Origin of the sequence: Microbacterium sp. KHB019, assembly GCF_037285405.1 — a bacterium.
Lineage (GTDB): Bacteria > Actinomycetota > Actinomycetes > Actinomycetales > Microbacteriaceae > Microbacterium.
Window position 1 is genome coordinate 145,111 of sequence record NZ_JBBDHF010000002.1, and the last position, 16,279, is coordinate 161,389.

At 66.9% G+C, this 16,279-nt stretch carries 14 protein-coding genes and 1 tRNA gene; 5 read left to right on the top strand and 10 right to left on the bottom strand.

Going from position 1 to position 16,279, the window contains the following annotated elements:
* The first annotated feature begins 63 nt into the window (after positions 1-63).
* Complete coding sequence (locus tag KHB019_RS07140) at positions 64-1,227, top strand: IS481 family transposase (protein WP_337458481.1); 1,164 nt, start codon at positions 64-66, stop codon at positions 1,225-1,227.
* Between the two features lie 50 nt (positions 1,228-1,277).
* Here KHB019_RS07140 and KHB019_RS07145 read toward each other — a convergent pair.
* Positions 1,278-1,391 (bottom strand) — tRNA-Ser (locus KHB019_RS07145).
* A gap of 246 nt (positions 1,392-1,637) precedes the next feature.
* Here KHB019_RS07145 and KHB019_RS07150 point away from each other — a divergent pair.
* Positions 1,638-2,177 carry a MarR family winged helix-turn-helix transcriptional regulator gene (locus KHB019_RS07150; RefSeq protein WP_337458482.1) on the top strand — a complete coding sequence of 180 codons (540 nt, stop codon included), beginning with the start codon at positions 1,638-1,640 and terminating at the stop codon, positions 2,175-2,177.
* A gap of 10 nt (positions 2,178-2,187) precedes the next feature.
* Here the strand turns inward: KHB019_RS07150 and KHB019_RS07155 are convergent, their stop codons facing one another.
* From KHB019_RS07155 to KHB019_RS07180, 6 genes are all read right to left on the bottom strand, one after another.
* Positions 2,188-2,964, bottom strand: coding sequence for an enoyl-CoA hydratase (locus KHB019_RS07155; RefSeq protein WP_337458483.1), 777 nt, complete (start codon positions 2,962-2,964; stop codon positions 2,188-2,190).
* 14 nt (positions 2,965-2,978) lie between these two features.
* Positions 2,979-3,893, bottom strand: coding sequence for a 3-hydroxyisobutyrate dehydrogenase (gene mmsB / locus KHB019_RS07160; protein ID WP_337458484.1), 915 nt, complete (start codon positions 3,891-3,893; stop codon positions 2,979-2,981).
* A gap of 30 nt (positions 3,894-3,923) precedes the next feature.
* On the bottom strand, positions 3,924-4,991 hold the full coding sequence (locus KHB019_RS07165) for an enoyl-CoA hydratase/isomerase family protein (RefSeq protein WP_337458485.1): 1,068 nt from the start codon (positions 4,989-4,991) through the stop codon (positions 3,924-3,926).
* A complete protein-coding gene (locus KHB019_RS07170; RefSeq protein WP_337458486.1) occupies positions 4,988-6,136 on the bottom strand; it encodes an acyl-CoA dehydrogenase family protein in 1,149 nt (382 codons plus the stop codon). The genes KHB019_RS07165 and KHB019_RS07170 overlap by 4 nt, the downstream gene beginning before the upstream one ends.
* A gap of 2 nt (positions 6,137-6,138) precedes the next feature.
* The gene (locus tag KHB019_RS07175; protein WP_337458487.1) at positions 6,139-7,641 is read right to left on the bottom strand and encodes a CoA-acylating methylmalonate-semialdehyde dehydrogenase; all 1,503 of its coding nucleotides are present in this window, start codon (positions 7,639-7,641) and stop codon (positions 6,139-6,141) included.
* A gap of 160 nt (positions 7,642-7,801) precedes the next feature.
* On the bottom strand, positions 7,802-8,989 hold the full coding sequence (locus KHB019_RS07180) for an MFS transporter (protein ID WP_337458488.1): 1,188 nt from the start codon (positions 8,987-8,989) through the stop codon (positions 7,802-7,804).
* A 274-nt stretch (positions 8,990-9,263) separates the two neighbouring features.
* Between KHB019_RS07180 and KHB019_RS07185 the strand changes: the two genes are divergently transcribed.
* On the top strand, positions 9,264-10,433 hold the full coding sequence (locus tag KHB019_RS07185; RefSeq protein ID WP_337458489.1) for an acetyl-CoA C-acetyltransferase: 1,170 nt from the start codon (positions 9,264-9,266) through the stop codon (positions 10,431-10,433).
* Positions 10,434-10,468: 35 nt separating this feature from the next.
* On the opposite strand, the gene KHB019_RS07190 is transcribed toward KHB019_RS07185, so the two are convergent.
* Both KHB019_RS07190 and KHB019_RS07195 read right to left on the bottom strand, forming a co-directional pair.
* Positions 10,469-12,052, bottom strand: coding sequence for a class I adenylate-forming enzyme family protein (locus KHB019_RS07190; protein ID WP_337458490.1), 1,584 nt, complete (start codon positions 12,050-12,052; stop codon positions 10,469-10,471).
* Positions 12,052-12,816 carry an SDR family NAD(P)-dependent oxidoreductase gene (locus KHB019_RS07195; RefSeq protein WP_337458491.1) on the bottom strand — a complete coding sequence of 255 codons (765 nt, stop codon included), beginning with the start codon at positions 12,814-12,816 and terminating at the stop codon, positions 12,052-12,054. The genes KHB019_RS07190 and KHB019_RS07195 overlap by 1 nt, the downstream gene beginning before the upstream one ends.
* 135 nt (positions 12,817-12,951) lie before the next feature.
* On the opposite strand from KHB019_RS07195, the gene KHB019_RS07200 reads away from it, so the two are divergent.
* Together KHB019_RS07200 and KHB019_RS07205 are read left to right on the top strand one after the other, a co-directional pair.
* On the top strand, positions 12,952-14,307 hold the full coding sequence (locus tag KHB019_RS07200) for an MFS transporter (RefSeq protein WP_337458492.1): 1,356 nt from the start codon (positions 12,952-12,954) through the stop codon (positions 14,305-14,307).
* A gap of 60 nt (positions 14,308-14,367) precedes the next feature.
* On the top strand, positions 14,368-14,817 hold the full coding sequence (locus KHB019_RS07205) for a hypothetical protein (RefSeq protein WP_337458493.1): 450 nt from the start codon (positions 14,368-14,370) through the stop codon (positions 14,815-14,817).
* A gap of 11 nt (positions 14,818-14,828) precedes the next feature.
* On the opposite strand, the gene KHB019_RS07210 is transcribed toward KHB019_RS07205, so the two are convergent.
* Entirely contained in the window at positions 14,829-16,238 is a 1,410-nt protein-coding gene (locus tag KHB019_RS07210) for an FAD-binding oxidoreductase (RefSeq protein ID WP_337458494.1), read from the bottom strand.
* Between the last annotated feature and the right edge of the window lie 41 nt (positions 16,239-16,279).

Consider the following 16,279-nt stretch of genomic DNA (forward strand, 5'->3'; position numbering starts at 1 on the left):
GTCTCGGGTCATCGTGAACGGCCGTGGTCTGCGCGCCGGGATGTCTCAGGACATCGTGAACGGGTGGCCAAATACGAGATCCTGATCAAAGCCGTCATTGTCCAGGGCATGACGTACGGGGAAGCAGCGGCCCATTACGGCGTCTCGAAGACACTCGTCCACAAACTCCACCACCGGTGGCTGGAAGAGGGCGACGCCGCATTCGAGCCCCGCTCCCGACGCCCCACGACGACACCGAACCGCACCCCCGATCCGATCCGCGAACGCGTGATCGAGTTGCGTGAAGAACTCACCACACACGGTCTGGATGCCGGCGCAGACACCATCGCCGAGCACCTCGCCCGCGAACGAATCACTCTGTCGCGAACGACGATCTGGCGCATCCTCACCGCGAACGACAAAGTCACCGCGCAACCGCAGAAACGCCCCCGCTCCTCCTGGCGACGCTTCACCGCCGACCGCCCGAACGAGCTCTGGCAATCCGACTTCACACACGTCCCACTCACCGACGGCACCGACACCGAAGTCATCGGATGGATCGACGACAACTCCCGCAAGATGCTGCACCTCACCGCCCACCGCCGCGTCACCGGCCGGGTCGTGACCGACACATTCACCACCACCGCAGCCGAACACGGCCACCCGGCAGCAACGCTGACCGACAACGGCATGGTCTACACCACCCGACTCGCCCGCGGAGGACGCGGACGCGGTGACGGCGCAGGCAACGGCTTCGAAACCCTCCTCGCCGACCTCGGCATCACCCAGAAGAACGGCAAACCCTTCAAACCCACCACCCAAGGCAAGATCGAACGCTTCTGGCAGACGCTGAAGAAATACCTCGACGCACATCCCGCCGAATCCCTGCCCGAACTGCAGAGCACGCTCGACACGTTCCGGGACTACTACAACACCGTCAGACCCCACCGCGGCATCGGCCGGAAAACACCCGACTTCGCCTACACGCTCCCGAAAGCCACACCGACGAAACCCACCGACAAGAACGTCTGGCGAGTCCGCTACGACACCATCGACAACGACGGCAAGATCACCCTCCGCCACACCGGGCGGCTCCTCCACCTCGGCATTGGCCGAGCCCATACCCGCACCGAGATCATCTGCCTCGTCCACAACAACAACGCCACCGTCATCGCCCTGAACACCGGCGAACTCCTCGCCGAATTCACCCTCAACCCCGAAAAGAACTACCAACGCAAAAACGGCTGAACCCCCAAAACCGGGGGTTCAGCCGTTCACGATGTCCTGAGACATCACAGTGGCGGAGACGAGGGGATTTGAACCCCTGGACCCCTTGCGAGGTCTCCACCTTAGCAGGGTCGCGCGTGACGTCGAGGTCGTTCCGGTGCATAGCGGCCCGACTCCCCTACTCCCCGCTGAGATCCGCGTGATTCCGAGGATCTCGAGCCTGTGGAAGCGCGACTCGCCACACACTCTCGGCACGGTAAAAACCCGTCAGAATCGCACATCTCGGGATGCTCCGGACACTTTTCGGACACTTGGTTCTGCTGACGACGGGTTCCCGACTCGACTGCCGGCTGCGATCGGTCGTGCCGCCGAAGGAGTGACCTCACGCCGCTCCGGCGGTCGCCCGATAGTGTGGTCGATTGAGAAGGAGTATGCCTGTGACTCGAAGTGTCCCACTGTATGTCGACCCGATTGCCGAGGCCAAGCGACAGTGGGCGTCGCACGGCTGGGAAGATGCGGCCACGGGCATGTCGGCGGTGACGTCGGTGATTCGTACTCAGCAATTGATGCTCGCCCGGGTGGACCGCGCCCTGAAGCCGTTCAATCTGTCGTTCGCACGGTTTGAGATGCTGCGCCTGCTCGCGTTCACACGGGAGGGGCGGATGCCGTTAGCGAGCGCGATCGCACGCTTGCAGGTGCACCCCACGAGTGTCACCAATACGGTGAACCGTCTCACCCGGGACGGCCTCGTGCAGCGCGAACCGCATCCCGAGGATGGTCGGGCCGCGCTGGTCAGTCTCACCCCGGACGGACGCGAATTGATCGAGAACGCGACCTTGGCTCTCAATGAGGTCTTCATCGATGTCGGGATGCCGTCCGAGGAAACGGTCGAGCTCGTGCGGATTCTCGCGCGGTTCCGGAAGAGCGCCGGCGATTTCGCCGACCCTCCCCCGCAGCCCGAGCCGCTGTGAGGCACCTGACTCAACGGTGATTGAAGGCAGGTTCCCTTTTGTCTCGGAATGCCGCCATCCCCTCGGTTTGGTCATCGAGCGCGAACGTCGCGGCGAACGCCTGCTTCTCGAAACGCATCCCTTCCGCGAGCGATGTCTCCTGAGCGGACTGCAGCGCATCCTTCGCCGCATAGACCACCGGCAGCGACTTCGACGCGATCGTGTCGGCGACCTTGCCCGCCTCGGTCAGCAGGTCGTCGGCTGGCACGATGCGTGAGACGAGACCTGCACGCTCTGCTTCTTCGGCGCCCATCGTGCGGCCGGTGAGGATGAGCTCTGCTGCCTTGTACTTGCCGATCGCACGCGGCAGCCGCTGCGTGCCGCCGATGCCGGGGATGACGCCGAGATTGATCTCGGGCTGGCCGAACTTCGCGGTGTCGGCAGCGAGGATGATGTCGGCCATCATCGCGAGCTCGCACCCGCCACCGAGGGCATACCCGGCGACCGCAGCGATCACCGGAGTGCGCAGGCGCCCGAAGTCGCCCCAGCTCGCGAACGGATCGTTCAAGTACATGTCGATGTACCCCTTGTCCGCCATCTCCTTGATGTCGGCGCCGGCAGCGAACGCCTTGGCCGAACCGGTGATCACGATCGCCCCGATCTCGGGGTTCGCGTCGAACTCCTTGCCCGCCGCGACGATCTCGCGGATGAGCGTGGAGTTCAGGGCGTTCAACGCCTCGGGACGATTCAGTGTGATCCAGCCGACCCGGCCCTGGGTCTCGGTGAGGATGCTCTCGTACTCGGTCATGTGTCCCGCTCCATTCAGGCGTCGGTCGCCGCGCTCTGGGCACGGATGGTGTTGATGATGCCGGAGAAGTCCTGACCGGCTCCGTCGCCGTCGGCGAACGCCTTATAGATCTCGCGGGCGTGACGACCGAGTTGCGCGTCGACCCCCGTAAGATCGATCGCGGACTCGGCAAGGCCGAGGTCCTTCGACATGAGGGCACCGGCGAAGCCCGGCTGGTAGTCGCGGTTGGCCGGGCTCGTGGGCACGGGGCCGGGGACGGGGCAGTTGGTGGTCAGTGCCCAGCATTGCCCGGAGGCGTTGGATGCCACGTCGAACAGTGCCTGGTGGCTGAGCCCGAGTCGCTCGCCGAGGACGAATGCCTCGGCGACCGCGATCTGAGAGATGCCGAGGATCATGTTGTTGCAGACCTTCGCGGCCTGGCCGAGCCCGGAACCGCCGCAGTGCACGATCCGCCCGCCCATGACGTCGAGGATCGGCTGAGCTGTGGCGAAGTCCTCGTCACTGGCGCCGACCATGAATGCGAGCGTACCGTTCTCCGCGCCGACCACTCCGCCAGAGACCGGGGCATCAGCGGCGCGGTGGCCTGCGGTGAGGGCGAGGTCGTGCGCCTGTCGCGCTTCGTCGACGGCGATGGTCGAGCAGTCCAGGAACAACGTGTCGGGCTTCGCGGAGGCGAGCAGCCCCGGCGTGTTCTCGTCGCCTTGGTAGGCGGCGATCACGTGGCGACCGCTGGGCAGCATCGTGATGACGATGTCGGCTTCTGCGACCGCGGAGTTCGCGGCGGCGGCGATCTCGACGCCGTTCTCGCGGCCTGCATCCAGCGCCGCGGGCATCGGGTCGAAGCCGATGACGCGGTGACCCGCCTTCACGAGATTGGCGGCCATCGGTCCACCCATGTGGCCGAGGCCGAGGAATGCGATGTCAGACATGGTTGCTCTCCTTCATTGGACTGCTGTCTCTCAACGGGCTGTCGTGTTCACTCGTTCGGCCAGGCCGAGTTCGTCGTCGCCCAGCGGCTGGAAGTACGCGTCGATCGCCGCGGCATCCAGGTCGCCGATGGGCTGCCACTGCGGGTTGCGGTCCTTATCGATGACCTGTGCGCGCACGCCTTCTGCGAAGTCGGGTGCGGCATGTGCGCGACGCGAGACGCGGTACTCCTGGTCGAGGGCCTGCTCGAGGCTGTCGAGCTGTGCGGCGCGACGCAGGGACTCCAGCGTGAGGGCGAGTGCGGCCGGAGACTTCCCCATCATCGCGTCGGCTGCCTTGTCGGCGTCCGCTTCACCGGCGGTGCGCAGGCGGCCGATGATCTCGGCGACAGAGCCGGCCGAGAACGCATCGTCGATCCAGCCGCGTGCGGCGAGCAGCGGCGCTTCGCCGGCATCCGACGCGAGCAGCATGATGGCCTCGCCGGCCTCCATGTTCTCGAGCGCCCCGAGTAGCTTCGAGACGCTGTCGGACGACACGAACGTGTCGCTGAGCCCGATCGCGATCGCGTCCGCTGCGCCGAGGTTCGCGGCGGTGAGTGCGACGAACGTGCCGAGCTCTCCGGGAGCGTGCGAAAGGAGCCAGGTGGCGCCGACATCGGGGATGAATCCGATGCCGACCTCGGGCAGACCGAGCCTGCTGCGCTCGGTGACGACCCGGTGCGAGGCGTGCGCGGAGATGCCGATCCCGCCGCCCAGCACGATTCCGTCCTGGATCGCGACGATCGGCTTCGGGTAGCGGGCGATCTGCGCGTTGAGGTGGTATTCGTCGAACCAGAATTCCGCCGACGCGGTACCGTCGCCGGACACCGCATCGTGGTAGAGGCTGACGATGTCGCCGCCGGCGCACAGCCCCCGCTCCCCCGCTCCGACGATCGCTACCGTCTTGATCGTGTCATCGTCAGCCCAGCGCGTGAGTGCATCGGCCATCTGGCGCACCATGGCGTGGGTGAGGGCGTTGATCGCCCGTGGGCGGTTGAGCGTGATCAGACCGAGGACGCCGCGGTGTTCGAGCAGCACCTCGGGCTCTCCGGCATCCGTCATCGGGCACCTGCCAGCAGTTCTCGGCCGACGATGAGCTTCATGATCTCGTTGGTGCCCTCAAGGATCTGGTGCACGCGCAGATCGCGGACGACGCGTTCGATCCCGTATTCGTGGAGGTACCCGTACCCACCGTGGAGCTGTAGGGCCTCGTTCGCGACCCGGAATCCGGCATCCGTCGCGAAGCGTTTCGCCAGGGCGCAGGCGGATGCCACGTCCGCAGCTTTCTCGTCCATCTTCGTCGCCGCGCGCTGCAGGAGCGCGCGGGCCGCCTGGAGGTCGGTCTCCATGTCGGCGAGCGCGAAGACGATCGACTGATTGGAGGCCAGCGGGGCACCGAACGTCTCCCGCTCATGCACGTAGGCGGTGGCTTTGTCGAGGGCCCACTGGGCGCCGCCGAGAGAACAGGCACCCATGTTCACACGTCCGCCGTTGAGGCCCTTCATGGCGATCCCGAAGCCGTCGCCCTCCTCACCGAGGCGGTTTCCGACGGGCACCCGGACGTCCTCGAAGATGACCTGGCGGGTGGGCTGCGCATTCCAACCCATCTTCTTCTCGTTCGGACCGAAGGTCAGCCCCGGCGTTTCGGCGGGAACGACGATCGCACTGATCCCCCTCGACCCAGGGGCTCCGGTGCGCGCCATCACGACGTACACGGCGGACGACCCGGCGCCGGAGATGAACTGCTTCGTACCGTTGAGGACGTACTCGTCGCCTTCGCGTCTGGCCGAGGTCGTGATCGCCGCGGCGTCGGACCCGGCACCGGGTTCGGTGAGGCAGTAGCTGCCGAGATCGGTCATCGCGACCAGACCCGGCAGCCAGCGCTCGCGCTGCTCCTGGTCACCGAACTCGTCGATCATCCAGGCGACCATGTTGTGGATGGAGATGTACGCGGCGATCGTCGTGTCACCCTTCGCGAGCTCCTCGAAGATCGCCGCCGCGTCGAGGCGCGACAGGCCTGCGCCGCCGACGTCCTCGCGGACGTAGATGCCGCCGAGACCGAGCTCCCCGGCTTCCTGCAGTGTGTCGATCGGGAAGTGCTTCTCGGCATCCCACTGCCCCGCGTTCGGCGCCAGCCGTGCCGTCGCGAAATCCCTTACCGCGCCCGTGAGCGCCGCGCGATCCTCGTCAGTCAGTGTCGCGTACATGATCAGTGCATCGTCGGGATGACGAAGCTCGCGCCTTCCTTGAGATCGTGCGAGAGCCAACGGCTGGTGACCGTCTTGGTCTTCGTGTAGAAGCGGAACGCGTCGGGACCGTGCTGGTTGAGGTCACCGAAGCCGGACTTCTTCCAGCCGCCGAATGTGTGGTACGCGATCGGCACGGGAATCGGGACGTTCACGCCGACCATGCCGACCTCGACGCGGGCGGCGAAGTCACGGGCGGCGTCGCCGTCGCGGGTGAAGATCGACACCCCGTTGCCGTACTCGTGGTCGGTGGCCATCGCGAGGGCCCGCTCGTAATCGTCGGCACGGGCGATGAACAGCACAGGACCGAAGACCTCTTCCTTGTAGACGGTCATATCGGTGGTGACGTGGTCGAACAGCGTCGGGCCGAGGTAGAAGCCGTTCTCGTATCCCTCCACCGTGTAGCCGCGGCCGTCGGCGAGAAGGGTGGCGCCCTCGTCGATGCCGGTCTGAATGTAGCCCTCCACACGCTTGAGCGCGTCCGCCGTGACGAGGGGACCGTAGTCGACGCCCTCGGCGAGCGCCGGGCCGACCTTCAGCGCCTTGACGCGCTCGCTGAGCTTCGCGGCCAGCGCATCGCCGGTCTCCTTGCCGACCGGGACGGCGACGGAGATCGCCATGCAGCGCTCACCGGCCGAGCCGTAACCCGCGCCGATGAGGGCGTCGGCTACCTGGTCGAGATCGGCATCAGGCATCACGATCATGTGGTTCTTCGCGCCGCCGAAGCACTGCGCGCGCTTGCCGTTCTGCGCGGCGGTCTCGTAGATGTACTGCGCGATGGGCGTTGATCCGACGAAGCCGACGGCCTTGACACGGTTGTCGTTCAGGATCGCATCGACGGACTCCTTGTCGCCGTTGACGACGTTCAGGACGCCCGCGGGCAGCCCAGCCTCGAGGAACAATTCGGCGATGCGCAGCGGCACAGAGGGGTCGCGCTCGCTGGGCTTGAGGATGAACGCGTTGCCCGCCGCGAGCGCCGGCCCCATCTTCCACAGCGGGATCATCGCGGGGAAGTTGAACGGGGTGATGCCGGCGACGACGCCGAGCGGCTGCCGCATCGAATACACATCGATCCCGGTGCCGGCTCCGGTCGAGTACTCGCCCTTCAGCAGGTGCGGGGCTCCCGCCGCGAACTCGATCACCTCGACGCCGCGCTGAATGTCACCGAGCGAGTCCTCGTAGGTCTTGCCGTGCTCGCGGCTCAGCGTCTTGGCGAGCTCCGGAGCGTCCTTGGCGATCAGGTCGAGGAACTTCAACAGCACACGCGCACGCTTCTGCGGGTTCGTCGCACCCCATGCGACTTGCGCCTCCTCCGCATTCGCGATCGCAGCCTCGACCTCGGCGGTCGTAGCCAGTGGAACGCGTGCCTGGACTGCGCCGGTCGACGGATCGAAGACGTCGCTGAAGCGACCGGACGTGCCGGCGACATGCTCGCCGCCGATGAAGTGGGTGAGTTCACGAGTCATTTCGAGGTATCCCTTCGGCGCATCGATTCAGCGCTCGTTCCGAGAGTACTTTGAATTCATTGTAAATACTAGGTCGTTCAAGTGATTTTCGTTGTCAACATCGATGGGCTCCGTAGCCGCAACGTCCAGCGGGGTTATGAACGGCTCCAGCGGCTTGAGATCACCACGCGCCGTGGCGACGCTCCCAATCGGATTCGACAACACCCCCGCGAACCATCACCACACCTGCAGGGATGGCCGCAAGCAGCACGAGCACCAGCAAAGCCAATGATGCCTTCCAGTCTCCGAACGCATCATGCAGAAGGCCAACCGCGAGAGGTCCGAGCGCCGCGATTGAATACCCCGCGCTCTGCACCATCGCGCTGAGCGCCACGGTCGTCTGGTGCGTACGGCTGCGCAGGCTCAGCTGCACCACCACCAAGGGGAACAGAATCGGCGCGAGGCCGAGAAGAGCCACCCAAAGCCATATCGCGCTTTGGGGCACAAGCAACATTCCGAGTGAACCCGACACCCCGGCGGCGATCGCTACCGCGAACAGTACGCCGATGCCGCCGACTCGATCGATGATCATTGGAACCAGAAAAGAGATCGGGAGGCTCATCGCCGCGAAAAGCGACAGGAGCGCTCCAGCAGTCACCGGAGTGACGTCTGCGATGTCGACAAGGATCCGTGGCAGCCATGCGAACGACGTGTAGGCGGCGACCGAGGTCGCCGCAAAGGCGACCGTCAGCGCCCAAGCGAGAGGACTCGACCACAGACGACGCAGCACGCGGGGATCAGCGTGTTCTGCGGCCTGCCCTGACCACGTCGCGCGATCCAGTCCCAAGATCCGGATCCAAGGCATCATCGCGAGGATCGCGAAGACCGACCACCATGCCAACGACATTCGCCAGCCTGCCGCGATGGTGATGGGTACGGCGACCAGCGCCGGCACGAATGTCGCCACCGCCATGATGGTTGTGTACACCCCGGTCATCGTCCCGACCTGTGCGGGGAAGTACTTCTTGACCAGCGGTGGCAGAAGGACATTGCCTGCTCCAACCGCTGCGAAAGTCAGCAGCGTCGAGAGAAGAAGTCCGGTGCCATCGAATGCCAGCCCCCGAAGCATGAGGCCTACGGCCACCACGCCCGCTGACACGACCACCATGCGCTCAAGGCCCAGCAGTCGCGTCAGGAGGGGTGTCACTAGGCCAAAGGCGCCGTAGCAGATAAGGGGTGCCGCCCCGATCGCCCCCACCACTACTTCCGATATGGCGATCTCCCGACCTATGTCGTCCAGAATCGGAGACAAGGACGTAACGGCGGTGCGCAGTGAAAAGCCGAACAACAACACCGCGACGACGACCATCGCAGCCTGAGGACGCGACGGCGGTGACGGGGATTCGGCCGACATTTTTCTCTTGACCGGCTCTCGTTGATATCGAACTCGGGTGTGACAGGAACGGCTGATGGAACGGGTCCGCTCGCACACGGCTTCTCCTGTTGTCAGCACAACAGCCGCATGAGCGTCAATCAACGGGCGCATACTTAGCAGGTCATCCAGCTATATCGTAGATCACCCAATCAACAGTAATGTTGCCACCAAACGTCGCGAGCGCGATCTGCGCACGAAGGAGAGAACCATGACATCTGTAATCGTGTCCGCTGCGCGGACGCCCGTCGGCCGCCTCCTCGGCTCTCTTTCTGGACTCACGGCGGCGGATCTCGGAGGCCTCGCGATCCGCGAGGCCGTACGGCGTTCGGGTCTGAGTCCGGACGAGGCGGAGGCGGTGTACTTCGGCAACGTCGTCCAGGCGGGCGTGGGTCCGAACACTGCGCGTCTGTCGGCGGTGGCGGCGGGCGTCCCGCTCAGCGTGCCCGCGACCACGATCAATAAACTGTGCCTCTCGGGGCTGACCGCGGTCGGGCACGCCGACCTCGCGATCCGCGGCGGTCTGGCATCGATCGCCATCGCGGGCGGCACGGAATCGATGACGAATGCGCCCCACCTGACCCACGTGCGCGGGGGCGTGAAGTACGGGTCCACGCAGCTCGCCGACGCGCTCGATCAGGACGCGCTCGTATGCGGTATCGAGCACGAGGCCATGGGCGCCGGAACGGAGAAGCACCAGTCCGGGCTGGGCCTGTCTCGCGAGGAGCAGGACGCGTGGGCGGCCCGTTCGCACCAGCGTGCCGCGGCGGCGACCGCCGAGGGGCGCCTCGCGGACGAGCTCGTGCCCGTCACGATCCCGTCCCGGCGGGGCGACACCGTCGTCGCCGCCGACGAGGGCATCCGCCCGGACACCACGGCGGAGACGCTCGCACAGCTGCGCCCGGCGTTCTCGGCCTCGGGGACAATCACCGCCGGCTCGGCGTCACAGCTGTCCGACGGCGCCGCCGCGCTCGTCGTCATGGACAAGTCCGAGGCCGAGCGCCGCAGCATCCCGTGGCTCGCCGAGATCGTGTCGTACGCGACGGTCGCCGGGCCCGACCCGTCGCTCCTGCACCAGCCGGCGCGGGCGATCGAAAAGGCCGTCGCCCGCGCCGGTCTCGATATCTCCGACCTCGATCTCATCGAGATCAACGAGGCGTTCGCGAGCGTGGCGCTGGCCTCGATGCGGGACCTGTCGCTCGACCCGGAACGGGTGAACGTCAACGGCGGCGCCATCGCGATCGGACACCCGGTCGGGATGTCGGGCGCCCGGCTGATCGCGACGCTCGCGTACGAGCTGCGGCGCCGCGGCGGCGGCGTCGGCGTGGCAGCGCTCTGCGGAGGGGGCGGGCAGGGCGATGCTCTGATCATCCGGGTCTGAGTCGAGAGGGGTCGTGCTCGATGCGCGGCTCCTCGTCAGAGCCGAGCCGCGAGACGGGCGGCGCTCACGCGATCCAGCTTGTGACTGCCCGCCAGCGGGATGTCGGCGTCGGGCACGATGTGGATGCGCGGGATCTTGTATGAGGACAGTTCGCGACGGCAGTGCGCGTCGAGGATCTCGCCGATCTTGCGTGCGTCGGAGCCCGCCGACCACGTCGCGTCGATCGACACGAGTGCGCGCAGAGAGGTCGATTCGTCGCCTCCGACTCCCACCACGACCACCTGCGCCACCGCCTCGTGGCGGCGCAGGGCAGACTCCACCTCCTCAGGCTGGACGGTGAGACCCTTCACCTTGATGAGCGTCTTGAGCCGTCCGCTGTACAGTAGCTGTCCCCCGCTCCAGCTTCCCAGGTCTCCCGTGCTGAACCAACCGTCGTCGAGCAGTCCCAGGTGGCTGCCGTCTGTGTACCCGCGCATCAGATTCGGACCTCGCACGACGATTTCCCCCACCTCGCCGTCGCGCAGGATTGTCCGCGTGTCGGGGTCCACGATACGTAGTCGGTTACCCGGCAGGGGCGAACCGTGTGTCGACCTGCGGATATCCGCGTGATCCTGCCAGTCGTGGCACGTGAACGCGGTCGCCGTCTCCGTCGATCCATACATGTTCACACCCTGGTCGAACGGCAGGCCGAAGCGCTCGAAAAGGTCGGGATCGAGGACGAGGCCCCTCCGCATCCGCCGCAGGTCGGCCGTCGTGAAGCCCGCAGACCCGGCGATCGCGGACAGCCCGTCGTGCCAGACGTTGTGCGCCGTGCATCCACGGGCGCGGATGAGCCCCGCGGCGGTCGTCGGTTCGTAGCGCGCCTGCGTGACGATCTCCGCCCCCGCGGCCGCAGCGCCGCTCAGCACGTTGCAGAGTCCCCCGCTGAAGAACATCGGGAAGTACGAGTAGACCCGGTCGGCGCTGCCGAGCCCCATGCGATCGCTGATGTGCACGGCGTTCCGGCGCACGGCGCCCTGGGTCAGAACAACGCCCTTCGGGTCTCCCGTGCTGCCCGACGTGAACAGGATGACGAAGTCGGCGTCGTCATGGTCGGCGCCGGTCTCACTCACCCACACCCGCGGATCGCACTCCGCGCCGCGCGCGATGAGCGCGCTCCAGTGGGCGGTCCCGGCACGCTCCTCGCCGATCACGAACAGCGCCTCCTCCCCCGGACCGATGCCCTGAGCGGCCAGCTTCGCCAGGGCGGCGACGGGTTCGACGAACGCGTCCGACGCGATCATCAGGTCGGGCTGAGCCGCCGCCACGATCCGCGCGAGCTCTCCGGGCGCCGCCCACGTGGAGATCGGCACCGCGGTGAGGCCCGCCCGCGCGCACGCGTAGAGCGTCACGACGAAGTCGATGCCGTTCGGCAGCAACATCCCGACCCTGGCACCGCGTCTCAGTCCGGAGGCCAGGAGCGCGGCGGCCAACTCGTCGCCGCGCCGGCACCAGTCGGCGTACGTGAGCTGATCGGGGCCCGCCGTGAGCGCGATCCGGTTCGACAAGCGGTGCGCACGCACGAGCGATGCCCATCCGTATCCGCCGCCGGACGACAGCGAGGGGGCGCTCCTCTCCATTACTTCGCCGCCATGCGGACCGCTCCGTCGAGGCGGATCGTCTCGCCGTTCAGCATCGGGTTCTCGACGATGTGCTGCACGAGCGCGGCGTACTCCTCGGGCTTCCCCAGGCGCGACGGATGCGGGGTCTGCGCCCCGAGGGACGCGACCGCCTCGGCTGGGAGCGACTCGAACATCGGAGTGTGGAACAGCCCGGGGGCGATCGTCACGACCCGGATCTTCGACTCTGCGAGTTCGCGGGCGATCGGGAGAGTCATCCCCGCTACGCCCGCCTTCGACGCCGAGTACGCGGCCTGCCCGATCTGACCCTCGAACGCGGCGACGGACGCCGTGCACACGATGACCCCGCGTTCTTCTGCGCCGGTGAGCGATTTCGCCATGGCCTCAGCGGCGAGGCGGATGACGTTGAAGGTGCCGATGAGGTTGACCTCGATCACCGAACGGAACACCTCGAGCGGGAACGGACCACGGTGCCCGACGACGCGCGCGGAACGGACGATCCCCGCGCAGTTGACCACGATGTCGATGCTGCCCGTGAGCTCGATGACGCGGTCGACGGCAGCCGCGACGTCGGCCTCGGAGGTGACATCGGCGGGCAGGAACACAGCGCGCTCGCCCAGGTCGGCCACAGCCGCCTCGTTCGCCTCCCCGGCGAGGTCGACGACGGCCACAGAGGCGCCCCGCTCGATCAGCCGGCGCGCGGTCGCAAGTCCCAGGCCGGACGATCCACCGGTGATCAGCGCCGTCTTTCCCGCAATGTCCATATCCAGAATCCTCACTCTCATCCGCGTCCACGTTGACGTTGACGCCTGGTCTTCAACATGCCACGATGTCGGGATACACGCAATCCGCCGGGGGGCCGAATTGCGATGAGAATCGTCACAACAAAGGAGTTGACTGTGGTTCAGACCAACCCATCGACGGAGGAATTCGGCGACACCGTCGAAGTCCTCGATGTCCAGGCCTCGAGGAAGGCCCTCGTCGCCGGCACGCTCGGCAACCTGATCGAGTGGTACGAGTTCGCCGTGTACGGCTACATGGCGCCATACATCGCCACGCAGTTCTTCGCGAGCGAGATCCCCGGCGTCGCGATCCTGTCGACCTTCATGGTGTTCGCGCTCGCCTTCTTCATGCGACCGATCGGAGCGATCATCTTCGGGCGCCTCACCGACCGCTACGGCCGGCGCCCGATCCTCGCGACGATCATCATCATGATGAGCCTCGCCACCGCCGTGATCGGCGTTCTGCCCACGGCGGCACAGATCGGCCTGCTCGCGCCACTCCTCCTGGTCGTCGCCCGCATCGCCCAGGGCCTGTCCGGCGGCGGTGAGATGGGCGGCGCCGTGTCGCTCATGGTCGAGAACGCACCCGCCAACCGCCGCGGGCTCTACGGCTCGTGGTCGTTCGCGGGCACCACGATCGGCTTCGTCCTCGGTGGCACCGTCGCGACGATCCTCGCCGCTCTCCTGCCGGCCGACGCCATGGCCGACTGGGGCTGGCGCATCCCGTTCCTGCTCGCGCTCCCCATGGGCGCGGTCGCGCTCTACATCCGCCTCCGCATCGACGAGACCCCGCACTTCAAGCGCGTTCAGCGCGAGCGCACCGAGGTGGGGTCGAACGCCGCGCTTCCGCCGTCCGCGATCAAGCTGACCGCGGCGTACCTTCTCGTGACCATCGGCGTGCTGGTCGTGTACAACGCGATCGGCAACACGTTCATGGTCGGCATGCCGACCTACCTCACGACCGCATTCGGCCTGCCCCCGGCATCCGCGTACTTCCTCACCCTCATCACGGGCCTCGTGGGCGGTCTGACGATGCCGCTGTTCGGGCTGCTGTCCGACCGCGTGGGTCGCTGGCCGGTCCTGGCGACCGGAACGATCGCCACGCTCGTCCTGTCGTATCCGCTCTACCTGCTGATGGGCACCGGCTTCGCGGGCGGCGTCGTCGCCCTGTTCGTCGCCGGCCTGCTCATCGGCGTCGTCGGCGGTCCGATGCCGGCCTTCCTCTCCGAGCGGTTCGCCACGCGCAACCGCGGAACCGGCGTCTCGGTGATCTACGCTATCTCGGTCGCCGTGTTCGGCGGATCGGCTCCGTACGTCATCACGTGGATCTTCCAGATCACGAACAACCCGTATGCCGCGGCAATCTACACGCTGCTGTGCGCGGCCATCAGCACGGTCGCACTTCTGGCCTGGCGGTTCGCGAAGAGCGAGCGCGCGCAGGGCGACGCCTTCGATCGCCCGCTCGCGGACTGACGCAGTCGGAGGATGCGGGCACATCGTGCCCGCATCCTCCGCATGACAAGAGGAACCACCATGCCGACTCTGTACATCACCGGGCTGAGCGCCGACGGCCGATCACGCATCGCAGAACGACGCGAGATCGACCCGGACGGCCGCTGGTTCGAGGCTCTCCGCCTGGCCGACCCGGTCACGGCGATCACTTCGTCCAGCCCTGAGGTCGCCCTGTTCGCGGCCCCCACGGTCCCCGGCGGACTGATCGTGAACATCTACCCGTGGCGTGCCGGGCAGCGCACGCCGATGCACCGGACGGTCACCACCGACATCGATGTCGTGATCCAGGGGTCGCTCACGATGCACCTCGAGGAGGAGTCCGTCGAGCTCACCGTGGGCGACTGCGCGATCCTGCCCGGCGTGGCTCACGCGTGGGAGTCCGGCCCCGAGGGCGCGATCGCGATGTACTGCCTCGTCGCCGGCGAGGCGACGGGATCCGATATCGGCAGGCACATGCCGCCGCTCCTCTGATCGATCCGCCGTCAGTTCGGGATCGGCTCGATGTTCTGGTTGAGCCGGAAGAGGTTCGTCGGGTCGTACTGCCCTTTGAGGCGTCCGAGCCGCTCATACTTGGGCCCGTAGGTCGCGCGCACGCGTGTCGGGTCGTCCTCGCTGTCGAAGTTCACGTAGACGCCCTGGCCCGATCCGTACGGCTGCATCGCCGCCCAGCCCGAACGAGCCCACTGCACGTGCGGCGCCGGATCCTGGCCGCGCTTCCAGCCGCTCATGATCATGTAGACGAACTGGGTCCCGCGGTTTCCGAACGGCGTCGCGTCCTCGGGCACGCGGGAGATCTGCCCGCCCATCTGCTGCATGTACATCTGATCGCGCTCGGACACCCGGTGCGTCCAGTGCTCGGAGAACGTGGCGATGGCCGCCGGCGTGATCTCCTGTGCGTACGTCGCCTTCTCATACCAGGGGACGCCCCAGGTCGCATCGTTGTCCAGCATCCGTTGCAGCTTCGCATACGACATCTCGCGCACGAAGTCGAGGTCGGGGCGCGTCTGCGCGCGGAATCCGTCGAGTAGCGCGGCGCCGGTCACGGGATCCCCGGCGTAGCACACGCCGATGAAGACCACGGGCATTCCGCGCATGTGCTCGGGGTACGAATTGACGCGGGGGCCGGTGATCAGCAGTCCGAGCATCGTGAGCTCGTCCGGCGCGGCGAGCGCGAACTCGGCGAACTGGGCGAGGATCTCCTCGGTGCGGCGACCGTCGTAGACGAGCGCTCCCCCGAGGACGGCGCTCAGCGGGTGCAACCGGTACTCGAACGACGTTACGATCCCGAAGTTACCGCCTCCGCCGCGCAGGCCCCAGAAGAGCTCCGCGTTCTCTTCGGCGCTCGCCCGCACGAACTCCCCATCGGCGTTGACCACGTCCGCGGCAAGGAGGTTGTCGCACGTGAGTCCGTGCAGGCGGCTGAGCCAGCCGATGCCACCGCCGAGGGTGAGTCCGGCGATCCCGGTGCTGGACACGTAGCCCCCGGGCGTCGCGAGATCCGCGCGTGCCGTCTCACGGTCGAACTCGCCCCATTTCACGCCGGGCTGTGCGCGCGCGACTGCGCGGCCGGCGTCGACGCGCACCCCCTTCATGAGCGAGAGGTCGATCATCAACCCGCCCTCGCACACGGAGTGGCCGGGGATGCTGTGTCCTCCGCCGCGGACCGAGGTGAGCACGTCGTGGGCGCGTGCGAAGCGCACCGCGGCGCGCACGTCTTCGACGCCCGTGCAGCGGGCGATGAGCGCCGGCCGGCGGTCACCGCTGCCGTTCCAGATATTGCGGGCGAGGTCGTATTCGTCGACGCCAGGCTCGAGGAGGGGACCGTCGAACGTGCGTCTCAGTTCAGCCAGGGCCGTGGAGGGAAACGTCGTGTGATCTGCGGTGATCGTCATGATACGGGAATCTACACCGGTGTGGAACGATCGTCAACGGG

Coding starts and splice junctions, on each gene's coding strand:
- mmsB (WP_337458484.1), bottom strand. CDS start 3,893: ATGTCTGACATCGCATTCCTCGGCCTCGGCCACATGGGTGGACCGATG.
- KHB019_RS07195 (WP_337458491.1), bottom strand. CDS start 12,816: ATGGACATTGCGGGAAAGACGGCGCTGATCACCGGTGGATCGTCCGGC.
- KHB019_RS07165 (WP_337458485.1), bottom strand. CDS start 4,991: ATGACGGATGCCGGAGAGCCCGAGGTGCTGCTCGAACACCGCGGCGTC.
- KHB019_RS07190 (WP_337458490.1), bottom strand. CDS start 12,052: ATGGAGAGGAGCGCCCCCTCGCTGTCGTCCGGCGGCGGATACGGATGG.
- KHB019_RS07150 (WP_337458482.1), top strand. CDS start 1,638: ATGCCTGTGACTCGAAGTGTCCCACTGTATGTCGACCCGATTGCCGAG.
- KHB019_RS07185 (WP_337458489.1), top strand. CDS start 9,264: ATGACATCTGTAATCGTGTCCGCTGCGCGGACGCCCGTCGGCCGCCTC.
- KHB019_RS07175 (WP_337458487.1), bottom strand. CDS start 7,641: ATGACTCGTGAACTCACCCACTTCATCGGCGGCGAGCATGTCGCCGGC.
- KHB019_RS07210 (WP_337458494.1), bottom strand. CDS start 16,238: ATGACGATCACCGCAGATCACACGACGTTTCCCTCCACGGCCCTGGCT.
- KHB019_RS07155 (WP_337458483.1), bottom strand. CDS start 2,964: ATGACCGAGTACGAGAGCATCCTCACCGAGACCCAGGGCCGGGTCGGC.
- KHB019_RS07205 (WP_337458493.1), top strand. CDS start 14,368: ATGCCGACTCTGTACATCACCGGGCTGAGCGCCGACGGCCGATCACGC.
- KHB019_RS07170 (WP_337458486.1), bottom strand. CDS start 6,136: ATGTACGCGACACTGACTGACGAGGATCGCGCGGCGCTCACGGGCGCG.
- KHB019_RS07180 (WP_337458488.1), bottom strand. CDS start 8,989: ATGGTCGTCGTCGCGGTGTTGTTGTTCGGCTTTTCACTGCGCACCGCC.